This is a genomic window from Pectobacterium peruviense, assembly GCF_003312355.2.
Taxonomy (GTDB): Bacteria; Pseudomonadota; Gammaproteobacteria; order Enterobacterales; family Enterobacteriaceae; genus Pectobacterium; species Pectobacterium peruviense.
Map to the genome: position 1 here is coordinate 4630150 of NZ_CP161826.1, position 25879 is coordinate 4656028.

The following is a 25879-nucleotide window of genomic DNA, read 5'->3' on the forward strand; positions in this document are numbered from 1 at the left end:
TCCCTATGACGAATGCCAGCGATACAACGAGCTGGTATTACTTTTCTTCCAGCTCGATGTTGATACCCAGCGAACGGATTTCTTTCAACAATACGTTGAAGGATTCCGGCATGCCTGGTTCCATCTGATGATTGCCATCCACGATGTTTTTATACATCTTGGTACGGCCGTTCACGTCATCAGACTTAACGGTCAACATTTCTTGCAGGGTATAAGCTGCACCATAAGCTTCCAGCGCCCACACTTCCATCTCACCGAAGCGTTGACCACCGAACTGCGCCTTACCACCCAGCGGCTGCTGAGTAACCAGGCTATAAGAACCGGTGGAACGGGCATGCATCTTATCGTCAACCAAGTGGTTCAGTTTCAGCATGTACATGTAGCCCACTGTAACCTGACGCTCAAATTGCTCACCAGTACGTCCATCGTACAGAGTAATCTGACCGGAGGTAGGGATACCGCCCATCTGCAACAGTTCCTTGATTTCTTTCTCTTTTGCACCGTCGAATACCGGCGTTGCAATTGGCATACCCTTCTTCAGGTTTTCAGCCAGACGCATAACTTCTTCGTCGGAAAAAGTACTCAGGTCGACTTTTTGACGCACATCGTCGCCCAGATCATAGGCTTTCTGGATAAATTCACGCAGTTTAGTCACTTCTTCGTGCTGCTTAAGCATGGCGTTGATTTTCTCGCCGATACCTTTTGCTGCCATACCCAAGTGGGTTTCCAGAATCTGACCGATGTTCATACGTGAAGGTACACCCAGCGGGTTCAGTACGATATCGACCGGCGTACCGTTCTCATCGTAAGGCATATCTTCGATCGGGTTGATCTTGGAGATAACACCTTTGTTCCCGTGACGACCTGCCATCTTGTCACCCGGTTGGATCTGACGCTTAACAGCCAGATAAACCTTAACGATTTTCAGCACGCCCGGTGCCAGATCATCGCCTTGGGTGATTTTACGGCGCTTAGCTTCGAGTTTTTTCTCGAACTCGTGCTTCAGCTCATCATACTGTTCTGCAAGCTGTTCCAACTGATTCTGTTTATCTTCATCAGTCAGACCCAGTTCCAACCAGCGCTCGCGCGGCAGTTTGTCCAGTTTTTCAGCTTCTACGCCGCCAGAAACCAGCACTGCGTGGATACGTCCAAACAGGCCCGCTTCCAGAATCTGCAACTCTTCAGTCAGGTCTTTCTTCGCCTGCTTCAGCTGCATTTCTTCGATTTCCAACGCACGTTTGTCTTTTTCCACGCCGTCGCGGGTAAAGACCTGTACGTCGATAATCGTACCGGAAACACCGTTTGGTACACGCAGAGAAGAGTCTTTAACGTCAGACGCTTTCTCACCGAAGATCGCACGCAGCAGCTTCTCTTCTGGCGTCAGTTGGGTTTCACCTTTCGGCGTCACTTTACCAACCAGAATGTCACCACCGGTCACTTCCGCACCGATATAAACGATGCCAGACTCATCCAGTTTAGAAAGTGCTGCTTCACCCACGTTCGGGATGTCCGCAGTAATTTCTTCAGGCCCTAACTTGGTGTCACGAGACACACAGGCCAGTTCCTGGATGTGAATGGTCGTAAAGCGATCTTCCTGAACCACACGCTCGGAAACGAGGATGGAGTCTTCGAAGTTGTAACCATTCCATGGCATGAATGCCACGCGCATGTTCTGACCCAGCGCCAGCTCACCCAGATCGGTGGACGGGCCATCTGCCAGAACGTCACCACGTTCTACTGGTTCACCCAGAGACACACACGGCATCTGGCTGATGCAGGTGTTCTGGTTAGAACGGGTATATTTGGTCAGGTTATAGATGTCGATCCCGGCTTCGCCCGGATACATTTCATCGTCATTAACGCGGATTACAATACGAGATGCATCCACGTACTGTACTGTACCACCACGTTTTGCTACTGCAGTTACACCGGAGTCAACCGCAACAGCGCGTTCCATACCCGTACCAACCAGCGGCTTATCAGCGCGTAAGGTAGGAACGGCTTGACGTTGCATGTTCGCACCCATCAGGGCACGGTTGGCGTCATCGTGTTCCAGGAACGGAATCAGGGACGCACCGACGGAAACTATCTGCTGTGTGGAAACATCCATATATTCAACCTGATCACGGCTGAACAAGCTGGACTCTCCTTTGTTACGGCAGGTAACCAGTTCGTCGATGAAGCGACCTTCTTCGTCTAAATTGGTGTTTGCCTGTGCGATAACGAAGTTACCTTCCTCAATCGCAGACAGGTAATGAATCTCATCCGTAACCACGTTTTCACGCACGCGACGATATGGGGTTTCAAGGAAACCGTATTCGTTCGTTTGCGCATAAACGGACAGGGAGTTGATCAGACCAATGTTCGGACCTTCTGGCGTTTCGATAGGACAAACACGACCATAGTGAGTCGGGTGTACGTCACGAACTTCAAAGCCAGCACGTTCACGCGTCAGACCACCTGGACCCAATGCAGAGATACGACGTTTGTGCGTAATCTCAGACAACGGGTTGTTCTGGTCCATAAACTGTGACAGCTGGCTCGAACCGAAGAACTCTTTCACAGCAGCCGAAATCGGCTTGGCGTTAATCATGTCCTGCGGCATCAGCGTATCGAGGTCACCCAGAGACAGACGCTCTTTTACAGCGCGTTCTACACGCACCAGACCAACGCGGAATTGGTTTTCTGCCATTTCGCCGACGGAACGGATACGACGGTTGCCGAGGTGGTCGATATCATCCACTTCGCCTTTACCGTTACGGATATCAATGAGCTTCTTCATCACTTCGATGATGTCAGCTTTGCTCAGGATACCGGAACCTTCGATCTCGTCACGCAACAAAGAACGGTTGAACTTCATACGGCCAACCGCAGACAGATCGTAGCGGTCTTCAGAGAAGAACAGGTTCTCGAACAGCGTTTCTGCTGCTTCACGCGTTGGTGGCTCACCAGGACGCATCATGCGATAGATTTCAACCAGCGCGCTCAGACGATCGCTTGACGGATCGACACGCACGGTTTCAGACATGTATGCACCGTGATCAAGATCGTTGGTGAACAGTGTCTCAATACGTTTGTGACCAGACTGGCTCAGTTTAGCCAGCAGATCCAGCGACAGCTCCATGTTGGCTGCGCCGATCAGTTCACCAGTGCTCTCGTCGATATAATCTTTGGACAGTACTTTGCCAGCGATATATTCAACAGGCACTTCAATGCGCTCAATACCGTCTTTCTCTAACTGACGGATATGACGTGCAGTGATGCGGCGACCTTTTTCGATATAAATTTTACCATTCGCTTCGATATCAAACGACGCGGTTTCACCACGTAAGCGCTCAGGAACCAGATCCATCTGCAATTTATTGCCATTGATTTCATAGACAATTTTATCGAAGAAAAGATCGAGAATCTGTTCGGTGGAGTAACCCAGCGCACGCAGGATAATGGTCGCAGGCAATTTGCGGCGACGGTCGATACGGACAAACAGGTTATCCTTCGGATCAAATTCGAAATCCAACCAGGAACCACGGTAAGGAATAATACGTGCGTTATACAGCACCTTACCTGAAGAGTGGGTTTTACCTTTGTCACTATCGAAGAACACACCTGGACTACGGTGCAACTGAGACACGATCACACGCTCAGTACCGTTGATCACGAAGGTACCGTTATCAGTCATGAGCGGAATTTCGCCCATGTAAACTTCTTGTTCTTTGATGTCTTTAACGGTGCCTTCAGGCGCTTCACGCTCGTAAATCACCAGACGCAGTTTAACGCGTAGCGGCGCAGAGAACGTCACACCACGGATCTGACATTCTTTAACGTCAAATACTGGTTCGCCCAAGCGATAGCTAACGTATTGCAGCTCTGAATTACCGCTATAGCTTTTTATTGGGAAAACAGAACGGAATGCAGCTTCCAAACCGTGCTGGCCTTCCGGGTCTTGCTCGATAAACTTCTGGAACGAGTCAAGTTGGATAGAAAGGAGATAAGGTATGTCCAAAACTTGTGGACGTTTACCAAAATCCTTACGAATTCGTTTTTTCTCGGTATAGGAGTAAACCATAGGGTTCCTCAGCTAGCTGACAAGTCGAACCACTCTGTCTGCCCTAACAAGGACAGTTCATGCAACACTATTTACGTTGGTCGGAAAATAGAGAACTTTCCGTAATACGTCTTTCTATTACTCTTAAACCATTTCGTTGCTCTTGCTTAGGCAAGGTGCCTATGCGGAAAAACAGTATATTAAGTCGTCAATAGAAAAAAATATTTGGGGAAATCAATGGCTAAACAGTGTGAAATCCCATTGATGCCCTACAGCGCAAAAAGGCTGGTGACTAAAAAGCCACCAGCCATCAGCCTAATAAATCAGGCTGCAACCTGAAAGGTTGGCTTATTTAACTTCAACTTCTGCGCCAGCTTCTTCCAGTGATTTCTTCAGTGCTTCAGCGTCATCTTTGCTCACGCCTTCTTTCATAACTGCTGGAGCAGATTCAACCAGATCTTTGGCTTCTTTCAGGCCCAGACCAGTTGCGCCACGAACAGCTTTGATTACAGCAACTTTGTTAGCGCCGATAGCTTTCAGCACAACGTCGAACTCAGTTTTTTCTTCAGCAACTTCAGCTGGGCCAGCAGCAACAGCTACAGCAGCAGCAGCAGAAACACCGAATTTTTCTTCCATAGCGGAAACCAGTTCAACAACATCCATTACAGACATAGCTGCTACTGCTTCCAGAATTTGATCTTTAGTGATAGACATAACAATAGTTCCTAAGAATCAGAAATAGTTTATACGTTAGCAAGTGCGTTAAAAAAGAAAGCGCTATTATGCGGCTTCTTTTGCATCGCGAACAGCTGCCAGAGTGCGGACCAGTTTGCCAGCAGCGGCTTCTTTCATGGTCGACATCAGACGTGCCAGTGCTTCTTCGTAAGTCGGCAGCGTTGCCAGACGGTCAATTTGAGCCGCCGGGATCAGCTCGCCTTCAAAGGCTGCAGCTTTGACCTCAAATTTTGCATTCGCTTTCGCGAAATCTTTGAACAGACGAGCAGCAGCGCCCGGGTGTTCCATAGAATATGCAATCAGGGTCGGACCAACAAACGTGTCTTTCAAGCATTCAAATTGAGTGCCTTCAACGACGCGGCGCAGCAGGGTGTTACGAACAACACGCATGTAAACGCCAGCTTCACGACCTGCTTTACGCAGTTCGGTCATTTTATCAACGGTAACGCCACGGGAATCCGCAACAACCGCAGACAGCGCACCTTTGGCTACTTCGCTGACTTCAGCAACAATCGCTTGTTTGTCTTGAAGATTTAATGCCATTAGCTTTTGCTCCTGGATTTAGCCGGAGAGAAACTCTCCGGAACTCACTTCACTTATCGCCAAAATTAGAGATAAGCGTTGAAACACGGTGAGCAGAATCCAGTAAAAAATTATTCTTTATAAAAAAGAAAAACGTTATTTAGGCTCTGTCACCGTCTACGCAGGAGAATTAAGTTTCTTACGAAACACCTGCGGTCTTGGACGGAGGCCTGGATAGGCCAGGCTCCAACCGAAAAATTCTTGCGTCGATCCACTTAAGGAACAACGGGCGTAAAATTATAGGTAAATCCCACACCCGAGTAAAGCGGAACAAAAGCTATTAGTTAGCAGCTGCGTTCAGACCGCTCTGGTCGATGGCAACGCCAGCGCCCATAGTGGTAGACAGGCTAACTTTCTTGATGTACACGCCTTTCGCCTGAGATGGTTTTGCTTTTTTCAGCGCAATCAGCAAAGATTCCAGGTTTTCTTTCAAGTTATTAGAATCGAAATCAACCTTACCGATAGTGGTATGGATGATGCCGTTCTTGTCGTTACGGTAACGAACCTGGCCCGCTTTAGCATTATTAACTGCTTCAGCAACGTTAGGTGTTACAGTACCTACTTTCGGGTTTGGCATCAGGCCGCGCGGCCCGAGCAGTTGGCCCAATTGGCCAACAACGCGCATTGCATCTGGAGATGCAATAACAACGTCAAAGCCCATTTCGCCTTTCTTGATCTGATCAGCCAGATCTTCCATGCCCACAAATTCAGCGCCAGCAGCTTTAGCAGCTTCAGCGTTTGCACCTTGGGTGAAGACAGCGACGCGAACAGAACGACCGGTGCCATGAGGCAGAACGGTTGCACCGCGAACGTTTTGGTCAGATTTACGTGCATCGATGCCGAGGTTAACAGCTACGTCTACACTTTCTACAAACTTAGCAGTGGCCAGCTCTTTGAGCAGAGCAACAGCTTCGTTGATGTCATACTGTTTAGTTACATCAACTTTGTCACGGATCACGCGCATGCGCTTGGTCAGCTTAGCCATTTATTAATCCTCCACTACCAGGCCCATGGAACGAGCAGTACCTGCGATAGAACGCGCCATGGCGTCTACATCAGAACCAGTCATGTCCGCAGCTTTAGTTTCTGCGATTTCACGAACCTGAGCGCTCGTTACTTTACCTACTTTGTCTTTGTTCGGCTTGCCGGAACCAGACTTGATACCAGCCGCTTTCTTCAGCAGAACTGCTGCTGGAGGCGTTTTGGTAACGAAGGTGAAAGAACGGTCAGAATAAACGGTAATAACAACAGGAGTCGGTAGACCCTTCTCAAGGCTTTCCGTTTTAGCGTTGAACGCCTTACAGAATTCCATGATGTTAACACCTTGTTGACCCAGAGCCGGACCTACCGGTGGGCTCGGGTTAGCCATACCAGCTGCAACTTGCAGCTTGACATAGGCTTGTACTTTCTTAGCCATTTAACTTTCCTCGATTGGGTAATAGCGCCTAGAAAAAGGCTCCCCGTGGTTTGTATTACGTTTCAGTCGCCGTTAAGGCAACTAAAAAACAAAAGGCGCGAAATTATAGGTTAATTTCGCGCCATAGGCAAGTCGCTATTTTCAGCAAGTCTTGTCAGACACTTAGCCTTTCTCGACCTGAGCAAAGTCCAATTCAACAGGTGTCGCACGACCAAATATAGAAACAGACACCTTAAGGCGGCTTTTCTCGTAGTCCACTTCCTCGACAACACCGTTAAAGTCGGCAAACGGGCCGTCGTTAACGCGAACCATTTCACCTGGTTCAAACAGCGTTTTCGGACGAGGCTTGTCACCAACCTGCTGGAGACGATTCATAATCGCATCCACTTCTTTGTCACTGATCGGCGCAGGACGGTCAGATGTACCGCCAATGAACCCCATAACACGAGGAACACTGCGCACAAGATGCCAACTCGCATCTTCCATAACCATCTGTACCAAGACATAACCAGGGAAAAACTTGCGCTCGCTCTTGCGACGTTGCCCACCACGGATCTCAACTACTTCTTCAGTAGGAACCATGACTTCGCCAAACAGTTCTTCCATATTATGGAGTTTGATGTGCTCACGCAGCGATTGTGCTACGCGGCCTTCAAAACCAGAAAACGCCTGAACGACGTACCAACGTTTTTTTGGAGCTTCAGACATCTTAGAACCTCAGGCCAGTGATAAACGATACCAAACGGACCAGAATACCATCTAGCCCCCACAAAATCAGTGACATCACGGCGGTCACCGCGGCAACGATTAACGTGGTGTGTAACGTTTCCTGACGAGTCGGCCAAATTACTTTGCGTACTTCAGTACGCGCTTCGCGAGCAAACGCTACGGTTGCTTTGCCTTTCGTGGTCAGCAGCGCCACACCACCAGCTGCAGCGATCAGGATAACAACGGCCAATGCACGCAGAGGAAGGCTAAATTCGCGGTAATAATAATTGCCAACAATCGCAACAACCAGCAAGGTACCTACTGCTAGCCACTTAATCACTTCCAGGCTACGCCCACTATCCTGAGCTTCGGTATTCGCACTCATAAACCAACCTGTCACAATGATTCAGACAAATAACTTCGCCCCGCAACTACGGGGCAACCAAACCGAAAAATGTTCTGTAAAACGAATAATTCGGTATTTACGCCGCGTCTACAGAGCCTATCTCACCAATGATTATATCTCACAATCGCTGATGAGATAGGTTCTACCATGACAGCGTAGAAAAAGGGCATCAAATGATGCCCTTTTATCGCGTGTCGCGTCAAACGTTATCAGCGATTAAGCGATAACTTTAGCAACAACGCCCGCACCTACAGTACGGCCGCCTTCACGGATTGCGAAACGCAAACCGTCATCCATCGCAATTGGGTGGATCAAGGTAACAACCATTTTGATGTTGTCGCCCGGCATTACCATCTCTACGCCTTCTGGCAGTTCGATGGTGCCCGTTACGTCAGTCGTACGGAAGTAGAACTGAGGACGGTAGCCTTTGAAGAACGGAGTATGACGGCCGCCTTCATCTTTGCTCAGGATATACACTTCTGATTCGAACTGGGTGTGCGGCTTGATTGAACCAGGCTTGGCCAGTACTTGGCCACGCTCGATTTCTTCACGCTTGATACCACGCAGCAGAACACCTACGTTCTCGCCTGCACGACCTTCGTCCAGCAGCTTGCGGAACATTTCTACGCCAGTACAGGTAGATTTCGCAGTATCTTTGATACCAACGATTTCAACTTCTTCACCGACTTTAACAATACCGCGCTCTACACGACCGGTCACAACGGTACCACGACCAGAGATGGAGAATACGTCTTCGATTGGCAGCAGGAACGGCTTGTCAATTGCACGCTCTGGTTCTGGAATATAAGAATCCAGGTAGCCGGCCAGTTCGATGATTTTTGCTTCCCACTCAGCTTCGCCTTCCAGCGCTTTCAGAGCAGAACCACGAATTACCGGCGTGTCGTCGCCTGGGAAATCGTACTGAGACAGCAGCTCACGCACTTCCATCTCAACCAGTTCCAGCAGCTCTTCGTCATCAACCATGTCACATTTGTTCAGGAACACGATGATGAAAGGAACGCCAACCTGACGACCCAGCAGGATGTGCTCACGAGTCTGAGGCATCGGGCCGTCAGTCGCAGCAACAACCAGGATCGCGCCATCCATCTGAGCAGCACCGGTGATCATGTTTTTCACATAATCGGCGTGTCCTGGGCAGTCAACGTGCGCATAGTGGCGAGACGGGGTATCGTATTCAACGTGAGACGTGTTGATGGTGATACCACGTGCTTTTTCTTCTGGTGCGTTGTCGATCTGATCGAATGCACGTGCGTTACCACCGTAGGTTTTAGCCAGAACGGTAGTGATTGCAGCAGTCAGCGTTGTTTTACCATGGTCAACGTGGCCGATAGTACCGACGTTAACGTGCGGTTTTGTACGTTCAAATTTTTCTTTAGACATCGATTGTCCCTCTAAGACACGGATAAATCGGTGGTATCACCACATCAACCAAGCGATAGCTTGCTGAATTTATTCACAGAAAGAAAATCAGGAGGAGGAAAAGGAAGTGGTGCTGATAGGCAGATTCGAACTGCCGACCTCACCCTTACCAAGGGTGCGCTCTACCAACTGAGCTATATCAGCACATCTTGGAGCGGGCAGTGGGAATCGAACCCACATCATCAGCTTGGAAGGCTGAGGTAATAGCCATTATACGATGCCCGCATCCTGGAACTCGGCTACCTAATTTTTCTGTAGATTTTGAAATTGGGGAATAAGATTATAGACCCCGCCTTCGTCGACCCGGCTTAGTCTTGCTACCGCATCGAATATCCTGCTACCAGGATTGAATTTGGTGGTGGGGGAAGGATTCGAACCTTCGAAGTCTGTGACGGCAGATTTACAGTCTGCTCCCTTTGGCCGCTCGGGAACCCCACCTGATTGTGTACTTGATGGTGCCGGCTACCGGAATCGAACTGGTGACCTACTGATTACAAGTCAGTTGCTCTACCTACTGAGCTAAGCCGGCTTCAAGTGCTGCGCATTCTAGGTAGACAGAACGCTCGATGCAACAAAAAAATTGCGTAAAATGCGCTATCGCTTAGATTTTATCCAAATTCACCCATAAATCTAGACTACCAGCAAAAATTAGCGCAAAGAACCACCAGTTTATCCAATGAGATGAGGATGTCACCATCAAGACACTTCGATATCACTCGCGCCAAAAATACGTTATTTGCCCTTTAGGAGGGCAGACTCTGCACTGACAGATGTTATTTTGCTCGTTTCTCTAAGAGAATAGATCTGGAATGTATTTTGCCTGATTAGAAACAAATTGCTGTCAGACGGACAAAATGCGATGAAAACGGTTCAACTCGATACAGCAACCTTGCCTATCTATCGTGAAGAACTGGCCTATCTACTGATAGATGCTGTAGAAAACGGCGCTTCTGTTGATTACCACTCACCACTACTTCACAAAGAAGCCGTAGAATATTTTCACGGATTGCAAACGTCTGTCGCCAGCGGTGAACGCATCCTATGGGTAGTGCGCGACGACGAAGGAGACGAGTCTATTTAGATATTCAAGTAGGCTCCTTCGCAGAAACATTTTACCGCGTATTGGGATATCGCCATTTGGGAGAATTACCCGGCTATGCTTGTACACCTGATGGCCATTACCACCCAACAGCCATTTATTATAAGTGCCTCTTTGCTACGAATGGTTTAGGTAAAACAATCGCCAGCTAGCGTGTACCAGATGTACAGACACGGATGCATCGGGTACGGAACCGATTTTCTCTTCTTATTTCTATCAGCAAAGTGTTAACCTGCCCATTATCAAAAATTTATTACACAAGAGAAGGTACCGCGATTATGGCGTTAGCTACACTAATAGCCCGCTTCGTCGTGGAGCTATCACTCCCTTCTCTTACCTGTTAAGCAGGCAGAACACGACTTATGAGCAATAGAGAGCAATCTTTGGCCACGCCATATCTACAATTTAACCGCAGCCAATGGGCCGCCTTGCGCGATTCTGTCCCGTTAACGCTGACAGAAGAAGAGATCGTTAAACTCAAAGGGATTAACGAAGATCTTTCATTAGACGAGGTCGCAGAAATTTATCTGCCGTTATCTCGCCTGCTAAATTTCTATATCAGTTCTAATTTACGCCGTCAGGCTGTACTTGAGCAGTTCTTAGGAACTGATGGCCAAAAGATACCTTATATAATCGGTATTGCAGGTAGTGTCGCTGTAGGAAAAAGTACCACAGCCCGTGTACTTCAAGCATTATTGAGCCGTTGGCCAGAACATCGCAGTGTAGAGTTAATTACAACCGATGGGTTTCTTCATCCAAATAAAGTTTTAAAAGAACGTAATTTGATGAAGAAAAAAGGCTTCCCACAATCATATGATATGCATAGCTTGGTGAAATTTGTTTCTGATATAAAATCAGGAACACATAAAGTCACGGCACCGACGTATTCTCATCTGACATATGACATTGTACCTAATAATAATAAAGTGTTGGAGCAACCTGATATTTTAATATTGGAAGGCTTGAATGTATTACAAAGTGGAATGGACTATCCACATGATCCACATAGAGTTTTTGTATCAGATTTTGTAGATTTTTCTATCTATGTCGATGCACCGGAGACACTCCTGCAAACATGGTACATAAATCGTTTCTTAAAATTCAGACAAGGTGCATTCTCAAACCCAAATTCATATTTCCATAATTACGCAAAACTGACGGAAGAGGAAGCTATCGGTATTGCATCTCAATTATGGAAAGAAATTAATGGGCTTAATTTAAAAGAAAATATTCTACCTACCAAGGAGAGGGCTAGCCTTATCATGACTAAAAGTGCTAACCATGCCGTTGAATGTGTTAGGTTAAGAAAGTGAAAAAATTAATATAAACAGGGGGCTAACCCCCTTTTTACGCTCCACGCAGGGAAATCTCCCCACCTATATATGGCGTTATCAGACCGTCATTTTCTAACAACAATGCACCTTGGCGATCTATTCCGCGGTCAACACCGTATATTTCACGATTACCGATAATCAAACGGACTGAGCGATTAAAATAGTTATCCAATTTTTCCCATCGGGAAATGAATGGCTCAAGACCTTGTAGTTCAAAAATAGCCAAAGCTTCTCTTAATTCATAAATAAGAGTCGAAGCAAGTGTATTACGATTAATGTCTATACCAGCTTCTTGTAAATTTATCCATCCTTGATTAATAGTATCTGGGGCAGGCTCTCTCATTTGTAAATTGATACCAGCACCAATTACTAAATTAGCAGCATCACCCGTTTTTCCAGTCAATTCGACAAGAATGCCAGCTAGTTTTCGATCCTTTAGATATAAATCATTGGGCCATTTAACTCGAACACCCTCAGCACCAAGTTTGTGTAGCACTTCAGCCATTACGATACCGATTACCAAACTAACCCCAACAGCGGCAGCAGGTCCTTGTTCTAGGCGCCAATATAAGGACAAATATAAATTCGCTCCAAAAGGGGAAAACCATTGTCGACCCCGACGACCGCGCCCAGATTGCTGATATTCAGCAAGACATGCGTCACCGGAGGATAATGTATCCAATCGTTCTAACATGTACTGATTAGTAGAATCAACGACAGGTAAGACAGTGACTCCACCTTCTGGGAGATTTGTGAGGATGGCCTCTACATCTAATAACTGCATAGGCATAGGTAAAGAATAGCCTTTACCTGTTACAGTAAAAACATCAATTCCCCAATCACGTATAGTTTGAATATGTTTATTAATCGCAGCTCGGCTCATCCCCATCATTTCACCCAGTAATTCACCGGAATAAAATTCACCATCAGAGAGAATCTTAATTAATTTAAGAGGAACCGTAATATCTTTCATGATAATACCTCAATAGCATTGACCTCTCCACGTGCAGCAATAAAGCGAACTTCAGGCTCCAACTGTATAGAGAACTTCTCAGCAACCCGATCGCGAACATAACGAGCTAATTCGACAATATCTGAACTTTTTGCATTATTTTTATTAATCAAAACCAATGCTTGCTTCTCGTGAACAGCCGCACCACCAAGCTGAAAGCCTTTAAGCTTACACTGATCAATTAACCAGCCCGCAGCCAACTTCACGTTACCATCAGCTTGTAAATACTGAGGAGCATTCGGATACTCTCGTAAAATACATTCAGCATCCTGTTGTGTAATTATCGGATTTTTAAAGAAGCTACCGGCATTACCTGTCACTACAGGATCTGGAAGTTTGCTTTGGCGCATATGACATACAGAATCAAACACCTGCTGTGGCGTAACAGTTTCAGGATTCAGTTTGGCCAAATCGCCGTAGTTCAGTATCGGATTCCACTCTTTCTTTAAAAAAAGCCCTACTGCAGTAATCGCAAACCTAGAACGGTAATGGTGCTTAAATATGCTTTCACGGTAACCAAATTGGCATTCCTCAGCGGTAAGACGCATCGTTTTACCTTCTGTTAGATCCAATAATTCAACGTAATCACAGACATGTTGCAATTCGATACCGTACGCACCAATATTCTGTATTGGCGCAGACCCCACACATCCAGGAATTAACGCCAGATTTTCTAACCCAACAATGCCATGTTTAAGCGTATACTCAACTAACTGATGCCAATTTTCACCAGCACCGACATGAAGATACCAGCCATCGCTTGTCTCACGAATATCTATACCTTTGATTCGATTTAGCAGAATAGTGCCTAAAAAATCTTCCAGAAAAAGAACATTACTTCCTTCTCCTAGTAATAAAACTGGCTCTTGTGATGCACTGGCGACGCGCCACTCTTCAATCAATTTGTCCTGAGTATCCGCAACCGTAATACAAGATGCAGAAACAGATAATGAGAAAGAGTTATAAGACTTCAATGAAATAAGGCTTGGCGCCATGATAGAAATACCGACTAATTTAGATATCACATAGTCTACCTGATCTACGCAGGATACCGACGGCCTTTTGCCAACCTAAACGTGTAAATCCCCCAAAATCCTCCATAGCAAAAAGCCCCTGTCTTTCGACAGAGGCTTTCCACGTATTTGATGCCTGGCAGTTCCCTACTCTCACATGGGGAGACCCCACACTACCATCGGCGCTACGGCGTTTCACTTCTGAGTTCGGCATGGGGTCAGGTGGGACCACCGCGCTATCGCCGCCAGGCAAATTCTGTTTCATCCCAACCGTTATGCACTGCTTACGCGCTCGCACAACCATCAGAACCAATCTTTGAACAAGCTGAATTTCGTTTTATATGAGTCTTTCATCACACCAAAACATCTTCGGTGTTGTAAGGTTAAGCCTCTCGGGTCATTAGTACTGGTTAGCTCAACGTATCGCTACGCTTACACACCCAGCCTATCTACGTCGTCGTCTTCAACGGCCCTTCAGGGGCATCTAGTGCCCAGGGAAGACTCATCTCGAGGCAAGTTTCCCGCTTAGATGCTTTCAGCGGTTATCTCTTCCGCACTTAGCTACCGGGCAATGCAATTGGCATCACAACCCGTACACCAGTGGTGCGTTCACTCCGGTCCTCTCGTACTAGGAGCAACCCCTCTCAATCTTCCAACGCCCACGGCAGATAGGGACCGAACTGTCTCACGACGTTCTAAACCCAGCTCGCGTACCACTTTAAATGGCGAACAGCCATACCCTTGGGACCTACTTCAGCCCCAGGATGTGATGAGCCGACATCGAGGTGCCAAACACCGCCGTCGATATGAACTCTTGGGCGGTATCAGCCTGTTATCCCCGGAGTACCTTTTATCCGTTGAGCGATGGCCCTTCCATTCAGAACCACCGGATCACTAAGACCTGCTTTCGCACCTGCTCGAGCTGTCACTCTCGCAGTCAAGCTAGCTTATGCCTTTGCACTAACCTCCTGATGTCCGACCAGGATTAGCTAACCTTCGTGCTCCTCCGTTACTCTTTGGGAGGAGACCGCCCCAGTCAAACTACCCACCAGACACTGTCCGCAACCCGGATTACGGGTCTACGTTAGAACATCAAACATTAAAGGGTGGTATTTCAAGGTTGGCTCCACAAGAACTGGCGTCCTCGCTTCAAAGCCTCCCACCTATCCTACACATCAAGGCTCAAGGTTCAGTGTCAAGCTATAGTAAAGGTTCACGGGGTCTTTCCGTCTTGCCGCGGGTACACTGCATCTTCACAGCGAGTTCAATTTCACTGAGTCTCGGGTGGAGACAGCCTGGCCATCATTACGCCATTCGTGCAGGTCGGAACTTACCCGACAAGGAATTTCGCTACCTTAGGACCGTTATAGTTACGGCCGCCGTTTACCGGGGCTTCGATCAAGAGCTTCGCCTTGCGGCTGACCCCATCAATTAACCTTCCGGCACCGGGCAGGCGTCACACCGTATACGTCCACTTTCGTGTTTGCACAGTGCTGTGTTTTTATTAAACAGTTGCAGCCAGCTGGTATCTGCGACTCCCGCCAGCTCCATCCGCAAGGGACTTCACCGACAGGAGCGTGCCTTCTCCCGAAGTTACGGCACCATTTTGCCTAGTTCCTTCACCCGAGTTCTCTCAAGCGCCTGAGTATTCTCTACCTGACCACCTGTGTCGGTTTGGGGTACGATTTGATGTTACCTGGAGCTTAGAGGCTTTTCCTGGAAGCGTAGCATCGGTTACTTCATCACCGTAGTGACTCGTCATCACGCCTCAGTGTTAACAATGACCCGGATTTACCTAAGTCATCCACCTTCACGCTTAAACCGGGACAACCGTCGCCCGGATAACCTAGCTTTCTCCGTCCCCCCTTCGCAGTAACACCGAGTACAGGAATATTAACCTGTTTCCCATCGACTACGCTTTTCAGCCTCGCCTTAGGGGTCGACTCACCCTGCCCCGATTAACGTTGGACAGGAACCCTTGGTCTTCCGGCGTGCGGGTTTTTCACCCGCATTATCGTTACTTATGTCAGCATTCGCACTTCTGATACCTCCAGCAACCCTCACAGGCCACCTTCAACGGCTTACAGAACGCTCCCCTACCCAACAACACCTAAGTGTCGCTGCCGCAGCTTCGGTGCATGGTTTAGCCCCGTTACATCTTCCGCGCAGGCCGACTCGACCAGTGAGCTATTACGCTTTCTTTAAATGATGGCTGCTTCTAAGCCAACATCCTGGCTGTCTGTGCCTTCCCACATCGTTTCCCACTTAACCATGACTTTGGGACCTTAGCTGGCGGTCTGGGTTGTTTCCCTCTTCACGACGAACGTTAGCACCCGCCGTGTGTCTCCCGTGATAACATTCTTCGGTATTCGTAGTTTGCATCGGGTTGGTAAGTCGGGATGACCCCCTAGCCGAAACAGTGCTCTACCCCCGAAGATGAGTTCACGAGGCGCTACCTAAATAGCTTTCGGGGAGAACCAGCTATCTCCCGGTTTGATTGGCCTTTCACCCCCAGCCACAAGTCATCCGCTAATTTTTCAACATTAGTCGGTTCGGTCCTCCAGTTAGTGTTACCCAACCTTCAACCTGCCCATGGCTAGATCACCGGGTTTCGGGTCTATACCCTGCAACTTAACGCCCAGTTAAGACTCGGTTTCCCTGCGGCTCCCCTATACGGTTAACCTTGCTACAGAATATAAGTCGCTGACCCATTATACAAAAGGTACGCAGTCACCCAACTAGTAGGCTCCCACTGCTTGTACGTACACGGTTTCAGGTTCTATTTCACTCCCCTCGCCGGGGTTCTTTTCGCCTTTCCCTCACGGTACTGGTTCACTATCGGTCAGTCAGGAGTATTTAGCCTTGGAGGATGGTCCCCCCATATTCAGACAGGATGTCACGTGTCCCGCCCTACTCATCGAACTCACAACTTGTGCATTTTTGTGTACGGGACTATCACCCTTTACTGTGCGACTTTCCAGACGCTTCCACTAACACACAAACTGATTCAGGTTCTGGGCTCCTCCCCGTTCGCTCGCCGCTACTAGGGGAATCTCGGTTGATTTCTTTTCCTCGGGGTACTGAGATGTTTCAGTTCCCCCGGTTCGCCTCATGACACTATGTATTCATGTCATGATAATGTGTCGAAACACATTGGGTTTCCCCATTCGGGTATCGTCGGGTATAACGCTTCATATCAGCTTACCGACGCTTATCGCAGATTAGCACGCCCTTCATCGCCTCTGACTGCCTAGGCATCCACCGTGTACGCTTAGTCGCTTAACCTCACAACCCGAAGATGTTTCTTTCGATTCATCATCGCGCTGCGATTATTTGAGAGACTCATTGACAGACTGACTCATCACGACCTACCCGAAGGCAGTCCTGTATGTTCAGCTGTCATGTTTCAATTTTCAGCTTGTTCCAGATTGTTAAAGAGCAAAACATCGCAGTGCACCCAAACAGGTACACTCTGATGTTTTTTATCATACCGAGTAGTGATGGTGGAGCTATGCGGGATCGAACCGCAGACCTCCTGCGTGCAAGGCAGGCGCTCTCCCAGCTGAGCTATAACCCCGTCTCTACTTACAGTTACCTTAGATACCACTCACGGAAGAGTTGGTAGGCCTGAGTGGACTTGAACCACCGACCTCACCCTTATCAGGGGTGCGCTCTAACCACCTGAGCTACAAGCCTATTAAGGTATTTCTGCTCGTTATTTTCATCAGACAATCTGTGTGAGCACTTCACGTAACACACATCTTTTTTTGGTAAGGAGGTGATCCAACCGCAGGTTCCCCTACGGTTACCTTGTTACGACTTCACCCCAGTCATGAATCACAAAGTGGTAAGCGCCCTCCCGAAGGTTAAGCTACCTACTTCTTTTGCAACCCACTCCCATGGTGTGACGGGCGGTGTGTACAAGGCCCGGGAACGTATTCACCGTAGCATTCTGATCTACGATTACTAGCGATTCCGACTTCATGGAGTCGAGTTGCAGACTCCAATCCGGACTACGACGTACTTTATGAGGTCCGCTTGCTCTCGCGAGGTCGCTTCTCTTTGTATACGCCATTGTAGCACGTGTGTAGCCCTACTCGTAAGGGCCATGATGACTTGACGTCATCCCCACCTTCCTCCGGTTTATCACCGGCAGTCTCCTTTGAGTTCCCACCATTACGTGCTGGCAACAAAGGATAAGGGTTGCGCTCGTTGCGGGACTTAACCCAACATTTCACAACACGAGCTGACGACAGCCATGCAGCACCTGTCTCAGAGTTCCCGAAGGCACTAAGCTATCTCTAGCAAATTCTCTGGATGTCAAGAGTAGGTAAGGTTCTTCGCGTTGCATCGAATTAAACCACATGCTCCACCGCTTGTGCGGGCCCCCGTCAATTCATTTGAGTTTTAACCTTGCGGCCGTACTCCCCAGGCGGTCGACTTAACGCGTTAGCTCCGGAAGCCACGCCTCAAGGGCACAACCTCCAAGTCGACATCGTTTACAGCGTGGACTACCAGGGTATCTAATCCTGTTTGCTCCCCACGCTTTCGCACCTGAGCGTCAGTCTTTGTCCAGGGGGCCGCCTTCGCCACCGGTATTCCTCCAGATCTCTACGCATTTCACCGCTACACCTGGAATTCTACCCCCCTCTACAAGACTCTAGCCTGTCAGTTTTGAATGCAGTTCCCAGGTTAAGCCCGGGGATTTCACATCCAACTTAACAGACCGCCTGCGTGCGCTTTACGCCCAGTCATTCCGATTAACGCTTGCACCCTCCGTATTACCGCGGCTGCTGGCACGGAGTTAGCCGGTGCTTCTTCTGCGGGTAACGTCAATCAGCAAGGTTATTAACCTTACTGCCTTCCTCCCCGCTGAAAGTGCTTTACAACCCGAAGGCCTTCTTCACACACGCGGCATGGCTGCATCAGGCTTGCGCCCATTGTGCAATATTCCCCACTGCTGCCTCCCGTAGGAGTCTGGACCGTGTCTCAGTTCCAGTGTGGCTGGTCATCCTCTCAGACCAGCTAGGGATCGTCGCCTAGGTGGGCCATTACCCCGCCTACTAGCTAATCCCATCTGGGCACATCTGATGGCAAGAGGCCCGAAGGTCCCCCTCTTTGGTCCGAAGACGTTATGCGGTATTAGCTACCGTTTCCAGTAGTTATCCCCCTCCATCAGGCAGTTTCCCAGACATTACTCACCCGTCCGCCGCTCGTCACCCGAAGAGCAAGCTCTTCTGTGCTACCGCTCGACTTGCATGTGTTAGGCCTGCCGCCAGCGTTCAATCTGAGCCATGATCAAACTCTTCAATTTAAGATTTGTTTGATTTGCTGAACTCGTCAGCGATGCTCAAAGAATTAAAACTGTTTATTCGTAATGAATTTCACTGTTGTTCACTCTTCAAGACTTTTTATATCGTTAAGATACGGTCTTGTGAGTGCCCACACAGATTGTCTGATTATATTGTTAAAGAGCAGTGCCACTTCTTCGGTGGCGCGGGCTGCATATACTATGCTAATCCGCTTTAAAGTCAAGTCATTACTGACCGCCTTCATTAAATCTTTTTCCTGTCACCACAACCGCGTGTCGCTGTTGCCGTGTCAGTGGATGCGCATTATAGGGACTTCTCGGCGGCTGACAAGCGCTAAATGCAAAATAATTATCGAGTGGGGATTTCTTCAGCAAAGCGCAGTAAAAGACAGCGTTATGCCGGATTTTTCGCCGCTAATTGAGCGAAATCCTGTGCAAAACGGGCAACCTGCTGCCAGTCCGTATATTCAACTTCTTTAGTGCTATCCGTTTCGCCACCCGTCATACGCATAATGAGTTGAATCATTACCCGATCGAACCAACGATAACGCGGATAACGCAGAGCACCTGCGAACACACAACACAGATCTGGCTGCCAAGGGGAATTCAGCAGGAACTTACGCGTATAGGCATTGGTTTGTATTGTGCGCTTTTCTGGTTTGCGTGCGGTGAGGTTCACTGAGAAGAATGCGCTAGGCCGTTGTTGCAGGGAAGCCAGATGCTTATGGATAAATTGATTTACCGCTGGATGAAAGCGCCCGTACCGAATCGACGCTCCCATAAGGACCTGATCGTATTGACCCAGATCGATATCGTTCGCATTGAGCACGTTAACAACATCACACTCCATGGTTCCTTTCAGCGTATTCGCAATATAGGAGGCAATCGCCCTTGTTTGCCCATCCCGACTCGAAAACACGATCAAAGCTTTCATTGTTCTTTATCCTTATTGGTACTATTCCCGCCAGAAGGTTGGCGTAAACAGCACTAAAAGCGTGAAGACTTCCAAACGACCAAACAGCATTGTCAGTATCAAAATCCATTTCGCCGTATCATTCATCGACGTAAAATTCTCAGCGACGACGCCCAGCCCCGGTCCTAGGTTATTCAATGTGGCAGCGACCGCAGCAAACGCGGAGAAATCATCAACGCCTGTCGCAATGACGGCCAGCATGCTGACAATAAAAACCAGTGCGTATGCGGAAAAGAATCCCCATACCGCTTCAAGAATGCGCTCCGGCAGCGCTCGGTGACCCAACTTAATCGTATAAACCGCATTCGGATGCACTAAACGTTTGAGCTCACGCGATCCTTGCAGGAAAAGCAGAAGGATACGAATCACTTTCAGGCCACCGCCGGTTGACCCCGCACATCCACCAATAAACGCAGAGCACAGGAGCAAAACCGGCAGAAAAAGTGGCCACGATGCAATGCTATCCGTTGTAAACCCTGCCGTTGTCGCCATGGAGACAACCTGGAAAAATGCCTGGTTAATCGTCTGCATCCCGCTGTCATAAACATGGTGGAACCACAGGACAATCGTGCACACAGCCACCAGCGACAACTGAACAAAAATGAACATGCGGAATTCTGGATCACGCCAGTATACCTTCAGGCTGCGGCCGCTCAGCAGAGCAAAGTGCAAACCAAAGTTACAGCCGGAAATCAGCAGGAATATCGCGATGATGGTGTTAATCGTTGGGCTATTGAAGTAACCGATACTGGCATCATGAGTAGAGAACCCTCCGACCGACACCGTAGAGAAGCTATGCCCAATCGCATCAAATACTGGCATGCCAGCCATCCACAGCGCGACGGCACAGGCAATGGTGAGTAAGAGATAGATCAGCCACAGCGTTTTCGCCGTATCGGCAATACGCGGGCGCATTTTGTTTTCCTTCAACGGCCCCGGCATCTCGGCACGATAAAGCTGCATCCCACCGACACCAAGAATCGGCAGGATAGCAACGGCGAGTACGATGATCCCCATCCCACCAAACCATTGCAGCATTTGTCGATAGAACAGGATGGCTTTAGGCAATGAATCCAGACCGACCAACGTGGTTGCTCCCGTTGTCGTTAGCCCTGAAAATGATTCGAAAAAAGCATCCGTTACGCCCAGATTAGGGTGTTCAGCAAACAGGAAAGGCAATGCACCAACGCTTCCCAGCACCGTCCAGAAGAGGACAACGATTAGAAACCCTTCTCGAGACTTCAGTTCATGCTTCTGTTTGCGGTTTGGTAGCCACAGCATGATGCCAATTGCCAACGCGACAATAAATGTCTGCGTAAACGCACGGCCTGCGCCATCGCGGTAAATTAACGCCACCAGTCCGGGAATAACCATCGTTCCGGAAAAAAGGATAACCAACTGGCCGACAATACGGGTTATGGCGCGCAAGTGCATCGCAGGGAATTCCTTAATGATTCATAAAAAAGCGCTGGGATTATTATGGAATCGGCAATAAATGCAACGCACCGCGACTTAAATCACGCAATTTCGTTGCCGCTTCCTCGGTTCCCCTGATAGGGAGAGAGAACCGCAATACGACGTCCACGCCATACTCGCTATGCAGCACTTTTCCGCCAAGCTGAAAGATCAGTGATTCCACCAGGGGCAACAGCGCATAGTCACATTGTAAGCCATACTCTTTTTGCAAGACTTTCTCTTGCAGCGATATCAGCTTCAGCGCTTGCTGAACGCCACCGCCATAAGCCTTCACTAATCCACCAGTGCCTAGTGGGATGCCACCATAATAACGTACCACCACAGCCGTAATCTCACCGATACCGCTTCCCATCAGTTGCGACAGCATCGGTTTACCCGCCGTGCCGGACGGCTCACCATCGTCAGAAAAACCAAGCTGCTGGGAATCGTCAGGCGCTCCCGCAACAAACGCCCAGCAATGATGCCCCGCCGAGACATATTCTTCTCTGACGTGCTGGATAAACGCTTTTGCCGCGTTGATTCCCGGCGTTGCCGCCAGGATCGTAGTAAAGCGGCTTTTCTTGATTTCCTCACTGAAGCTCACGGGCGCAGTAAGAATGGGATACGCGTGCATCAGGCCAGATTCAGGTCGCGCGTCATGTTTTCCACGCGTCCTTCATGAATGACAATATTATCCTCGATACGAATACCACCAAACGGTTTCAGCGCATCGATTTTTTGCCAGTCAAAGTGTTGACTATATTCACCCTCGCGCCACGGAGTGAGCAAGGATTCGATGAAGTAGATGCCCGGTTCGATCGTCATGACCATGCCAGGTTCGAGCACACGGGTACAACGTAGGTAAGGATGCTGCGTCGGTGCTGCCAGATGTGTACCGCGATCGTCTTGCATAAACCCAGCGACGTCATGCACCTGCAAGCCCAGCGGGTGACCAAGGCCGTGCGGCAGGAAAAGCGAGGTAAGCCCCTGCTCTACCATCGCTTCTTCGCTGATATCTCGAACCAGCTGATGTGATTTCAGCAGCTTCGCAATCCGCTGATGCATCTGAATGTGGTAATCGGTATAGCGCACTCCCGCCTGAATGGTATCAATCAGCGCAAGCATTTCCTGATTGAGATCTTTAATCAGTTGAGCAAACGCCCCGTCACTCTGTGCAGAATAGGTTCGCGTGAGGTCAGCGGCATATCCGTTATATTCAGCGCCCGCATCAATCAGAAAACTACGGACATCGGAAGGCACCTGATGATCTAGCTGGGTATAGTGCAGCACTGCCGCATGTTCATTGAGCGCAATGATATTGCCGTAAGGCACATCAATATCCCGATGGCCGGTGGCCGTCAGGTAGGCCAGATTAATATCAAACTCGCTCATGCCGGAAAGAAACGCTTCATGCGCTGCACGATGGCCGATAACCGCGGTCTTCTGAGCTTCACGCATGCAGGCCAGTTCGTAGTCTGTTTTGTAAGCGCGATGATAGTGCAGATAATCCAACACGCCCTGAGGATTGATATTCTCCGTCCGAATTCCCAAATCCTGCGCACGTTGTGGTGCATATCCGATATAGGCAACACGCTCACGCTGCGATGGAAGCAGTTGCCCGATATCATCGGCATTCCTCAGCACGGTAATTTCAATCTCTTCGGTCCAGAAGCTCTCAGGAACCGGCGCTACGCTATGCCAGTAATCAACTGGCGAGTAGAACCACAGCTTCGGCGGATTAACGCCGTCAATCCATAGCCAGCAGTTCGGCACCTGAGTAACCGGCACCCACGCTTTAAACTGCGGGTTAACTTTAAAAGGATAGTCGTGATCGTCCAGAAAAACGGTCAACAGTTCACCAGAGTGAATCAGTAATGCGTCAAGCTGATGGCGCGCTAAAACCGCCTGAGCACGCGTTTGCAGCGTAGCCAGATGGTGATGATATAAAGAAGCCAGCTTTTCCATGAGTATCCTTGTACGTCACGACATGATCCCTCCATTTTAACACAGGCATTCTCCAAGGGCAGCGTCCGGTGCTTTGTGATCGATTCGGCAAAAAATTAATCTCCCGTTTGCAAAAAATTAACATTATAACCACAATTCGATTATCTGGTCATACCAGATCACTCACACAAACAGCGGAGATAAACATGCTTTATCAAGGTGAATCCCTCTACATTAACTGGCTTGAGGACGGCATTGCCGAGCTGGTATTTTCTGCCCCGGGCTCCGTAAACACACTAGATACCCGCACGGTTGCCAGCTTGGGTAAAGCGCTGGACGTTCTGGCAGAACAGCCAGACCTGAAGGGATTACTGCTACGTTCTGACAAACCTGCATTTATTGTTGGTGCCGACATCACGGAATTTCTTTCTCTTTTTGCCGCGCCAGCAGAAAAGCTGCATGAGTGGCTTGTCTTCGCCAACCGTATTTTCAATCGCCTTGAGGATTTACCCGTTCCCACACTGTCCGCGATTAATAGTTATGCGTTGGGTGGCGGATGTGAATGTGTGCTGGCGACCGATTTTCGCTTAGCCACACCGGATGCTCGAATCGGGTTGCCCGAGACTAAACTCGGGATCATGCCGGGTTTTGGTGGCACGGTCAGGCTACCGCGCCTACTGGGTGCAGACAGCGCGCTGGAGATTATCGCCGCAGGTAAAGACGTCAGCGCAGCGGATGCCTTAAAAGTGGGACTGGTACAGGCTGTTGTCGCCAATGAAAAACTGATTCCCGCCGCTATCAAGATGTTAAAGCAGGCCATAAAGGGCGAATTGGACTGGCAGGCTTATCGACACCCGAAACTTGAGGCGCTGAAGCTCAGTAAAATTGAAGCCATGATGAGCTTTACCACCGCCAAAGCGATGGTGCTACAAACCGCGGGGAAACACTATCCAGCACCGATGTTAGCGGTAAAAACCATCGAAGCCGCCGCGACAATGACACGAGACGACGCATTGCAGCTCGAAACGCAGCACTTCGTTCAACTGGCGCGTTCAAATGAAGCTCGCGCACTCGTCGGCATTTTCCTAAACGATCAATATGTTAAAGGCAAAGCCAAGAAGCTGATTGGCAATACATCCGTACCGAAGCAAGGCGCCGTGCTAGGGGCAGGCATTATGGGCGGCGGCATTGCCTATCAATCCGCGTTCAAAGGCGTGCCGATTCGGATGAAAGATATCAACGAGAAGCCGCTCGCGCTGGGGATGAATGAGGCAGCTAAGCTCCTGAACAAACAGATGGAACGAGGCAAGCTGGACGGGATGAAAATGGCGGCGATTCTGGCCAGCATTCATCCGACATTGGATTACGCTGGGTTTGAACGTACCGATATCGTCGTTGAAGCCGTGGTAGAAAACCCGAAAATCAAAGCGAGCGTATTAGCAGAAACCGAATCGCACATTAGCGAGAGCACGATTCTCGCTTCTAATACCTCAACAATTCCAATTGCTGTGCTGGCTGCGGCGTTAAAACGACCGCAAAATTTCTGCGGTATGCACTTCTTTAACCCAGTACACCGTATGCCGCTGGTCGAAATTATTCGCGGCCCTAAAACTAGTGACAGTACCATCGCCAGCGTAGTGGCCTACGCCAGCAAAATGGGCAAGATACCAATTGTCGTGAACGACTGCCCTGGTTTCTTCGTGAATCGCGTTCTGTTTCCCTACTTTGCAGCCTTCAGTTTACTACTCAGAGACGGTGCCGATTTCCGCGAGATCGATAACGCCATGGAGAAGAAATTCGGTTGGCCGATGGGGCCAGCCTATCTGCTGGACGTTGTCGGCATTGATACCGCTCACCATGCACAAGCCGTGATGGCAGAAGGCTTTCCACAGCGGATGGCAAAAGACTATCGCGATGCGATCGACGTGTTGTTTGAACATCAGCGCTTTGGGCAGAAAAATGGTCAGGGCTTCTATCGTTATCAAACCGATAGCAAAGGGAAGCAGCGTAAAGAACAGGATGACGCCGTAGATGCACTCCTTAAAAACATCAGCCAACCGAAAAAAGCGTTCAGCGCAGAAGAGATTATCGCTCGGATGATGATCCCGATGATTAATGAAGTCGCGCGCTGTCTGGAAGAAGGTATCGTCGCCAGCCCTGCCGAAGCGGACATGGCGCTGGTATATGGGTTAGGTTTCCCTCCCTTCCACGGCGGAGCCTGCCGCTATCTGGATACGTTGGGCAGCGAACGTTATGTCGAGATGGCGCAACAGTTGGCGCACCTCAGCGCAATCTACCAAGTGCCTGATGGCTTGCAGCAAAAAGCCAGAAGCAATGAAGGCTATTATCCATCGGTCGCGCCACACGCGGACGTTTCCCACGGTCAACCGGCATGAGGACAGGAA

16 protein-coding genes, 6 tRNA genes, 3 rRNA genes and 1 pseudogene are annotated in these 25879 nt (G+C 49.0%); 3 read left to right on the forward strand and 23 right to left on the reverse strand.

Going from position 1 to position 25879, the window contains the following annotated elements:
- Window positions 1–37: 37 nt before the first annotated feature.
- From rpoB to DUT67_RS20915, 12 genes are all read right to left on the reverse strand, one after another.
- Window positions 38–4066, reverse strand: a complete 4029-nt coding sequence (rpoB, locus tag DUT67_RS20860) for a DNA-directed RNA polymerase subunit beta (protein WP_048258309.1) — start codon at window positions 4064–4066, stop codon at window positions 38–40.
- Between the two features lie 327 nt (window positions 4067–4393).
- Window positions 4394–4759 carry a 50S ribosomal protein L7/L12 gene (gene rplL, locus DUT67_RS20865; protein ID WP_005970331.1) on the reverse strand — a complete coding sequence of 122 codons (366 nt, stop codon included), beginning with the start codon at window positions 4757–4759 and terminating at the stop codon, window positions 4394–4396.
- Between the two features lie 66 nt (window positions 4760–4825).
- Window positions 4826–5323: a 50S ribosomal protein L10 gene (rplJ, locus tag DUT67_RS20870; RefSeq protein WP_011091858.1), complete on the reverse strand. Its 498-nt coding sequence runs from the start codon at window positions 5321–5323 to the stop codon at window positions 4826–4828.
- Window positions 5324–5642: 319 nt separating this feature from the next.
- Entirely contained in the window at window positions 5643–6347 is a 705-nt protein-coding gene (gene rplA / locus DUT67_RS20875; protein ID WP_048258308.1) for a 50S ribosomal protein L1, read from the reverse strand.
- Between the two features lie 3 nt (window positions 6348–6350).
- Window positions 6351–6779 (reverse strand): 50S ribosomal protein L11, encoded by a 429-nt coding sequence (rplK, locus tag DUT67_RS20880; RefSeq protein ID WP_005970337.1) that lies wholly within the window; start codon window positions 6777–6779, stop codon window positions 6351–6353.
- Window positions 6780–6941: 162 nt separating this feature from the next.
- Window positions 6942–7487, reverse strand: coding sequence for a transcription termination/antitermination protein NusG (gene nusG, locus DUT67_RS20885; protein ID WP_005970339.1), 546 nt, complete (start codon window positions 7485–7487; stop codon window positions 6942–6944).
- 1 nt (window position 7488) lies between these two features.
- Complete coding sequence (secE, locus tag DUT67_RS20890; protein WP_113627923.1) at window positions 7489–7872, reverse strand: preprotein translocase subunit SecE; 384 nt, start codon at window positions 7870–7872, stop codon at window positions 7489–7491.
- Window positions 7873–8109: 237 nt separating this feature from the next.
- Window positions 8110–9294 carry an elongation factor Tu gene (gene tuf / locus DUT67_RS20895; RefSeq protein ID WP_368350107.1) on the reverse strand — a complete coding sequence of 395 codons (1185 nt, stop codon included), beginning with the start codon at window positions 9292–9294 and terminating at the stop codon, window positions 8110–8112.
- A 107-nt stretch (window positions 9295–9401) separates the two neighbouring features.
- Window positions 9402–9477 (reverse strand) — tRNA-Thr (locus tag DUT67_RS20900).
- A gap of 6 nt (window positions 9478–9483) precedes the next feature.
- A tRNA-Gly gene (locus tag DUT67_RS20905) sits at window positions 9484–9558 on the reverse strand.
- Between the two features lie 128 nt (window positions 9559–9686).
- Window positions 9687–9771, reverse strand: a tRNA-Tyr gene (locus DUT67_RS20910).
- Between the two features lie 15 nt (window positions 9772–9786).
- Window positions 9787–9862, reverse strand: a tRNA-Thr gene (locus DUT67_RS20915).
- Between the two features lie 330 nt (window positions 9863–10192).
- Here DUT67_RS20915 and DUT67_RS20920 point away from each other — a divergent pair.
- Window positions 10193–10584: pseudogene (locus DUT67_RS20920) on the forward strand (GNAT family N-acetyltransferase).
- Window positions 10585–10794: 210 nt separating this feature from the next.
- Window positions 10795–11745 (forward strand): type I pantothenate kinase, encoded by a 951-nt coding sequence (gene coaA / locus DUT67_RS20925; RefSeq protein WP_048258305.1) that lies wholly within the window; start codon window positions 10795–10797, stop codon window positions 11743–11745.
- 34 nt (window positions 11746–11779) lie between these two features.
- Here the strand turns inward: coaA and birA are convergent, their stop codons facing one another.
- The 11 genes from birA to pepQ all read right to left on the reverse strand — a co-directional run bounded on the left by birA (window position 11780) and on the right by pepQ (window position 23495).
- A complete protein-coding gene (birA, locus tag DUT67_RS20930) occupies window positions 11780–12739 on the reverse strand; it encodes a bifunctional biotin--[acetyl-CoA-carboxylase] ligase/biotin operon repressor BirA (protein ID WP_113628141.1) in 960 nt (319 codons plus the stop codon).
- Window positions 12736–13773: a UDP-N-acetylmuramate dehydrogenase gene (gene murB / locus DUT67_RS20935; protein WP_113628140.1), complete on the reverse strand. Its 1038-nt coding sequence runs from the start codon at window positions 13771–13773 to the stop codon at window positions 12736–12738. The genes birA and murB overlap by 4 nt, the downstream gene beginning before the upstream one ends.
- Before the next feature lie 152 nt (window positions 13774–13925).
- Window positions 13926–14041 (reverse strand): 5S ribosomal RNA (gene rrf, locus DUT67_RS20940).
- Window positions 14042–14170: 129 nt separating this feature from the next.
- Window positions 14171–17076, reverse strand: a 23S ribosomal RNA gene (locus DUT67_RS20945).
- A gap of 216 nt (window positions 17077–17292) precedes the next feature.
- Window positions 17293–17368 (reverse strand) — tRNA-Ala (locus tag DUT67_RS20950).
- Window positions 17369–17410: 42 nt separating this feature from the next.
- A tRNA-Ile gene (locus tag DUT67_RS20955) sits at window positions 17411–17487 on the reverse strand.
- 75 nt (window positions 17488–17562) lie between these two features.
- A 16S ribosomal RNA gene (locus DUT67_RS20960) occupies window positions 17563–19105 on the reverse strand.
- Together the 16S, 23S and 5S rRNA genes with 2 tRNA genes alongside form the textbook arrangement of a ribosomal RNA operon.
- A 391-nt stretch (window positions 19106–19496) precedes the next feature.
- Window positions 19497–20036 (reverse strand): menaquinone-dependent protoporphyrinogen IX dehydrogenase, encoded by a 540-nt coding sequence (gene hemG / locus DUT67_RS20965; protein WP_113625929.1) that lies wholly within the window; start codon window positions 20034–20036, stop codon window positions 19497–19499.
- A 21-nt stretch (window positions 20037–20057) separates the two neighbouring features.
- Window positions 20058–21509, reverse strand: a complete 1452-nt coding sequence (gene trkH, locus DUT67_RS20970; RefSeq protein ID WP_113625930.1) for a Trk system potassium transporter TrkH — start codon at window positions 21507–21509, stop codon at window positions 20058–20060.
- A 43-nt stretch (window positions 21510–21552) separates the two neighbouring features.
- Complete coding sequence (locus DUT67_RS20975; protein WP_113625931.1) at window positions 21553–22164, reverse strand: IMPACT family protein; 612 nt, start codon at window positions 22162–22164, stop codon at window positions 21553–21555.
- The gene (gene pepQ, locus DUT67_RS20980) at window positions 22164–23495 is read right to left on the reverse strand and encodes a Xaa-Pro dipeptidase (RefSeq protein ID WP_113632401.1); all 1332 of its coding nucleotides are present in this window, start codon (window positions 23493–23495) and stop codon (window positions 22164–22166) included. Before pepQ ends, DUT67_RS20975 begins: the two co-directional genes overlap by 1 nt.
- A gap of 185 nt (window positions 23496–23680) precedes the next feature.
- Between pepQ and fadB the strand changes: the two genes are divergently transcribed.
- Window positions 23681–25870 carry a fatty acid oxidation complex subunit alpha FadB gene (fadB, locus tag DUT67_RS20985; protein ID WP_113632402.1) on the forward strand — a complete coding sequence of 730 codons (2190 nt, stop codon included), beginning with the start codon at window positions 23681–23683 and terminating at the stop codon, window positions 25868–25870.
- The last annotated feature ends 9 nt before the right edge of the window (window positions 25871–25879 follow it).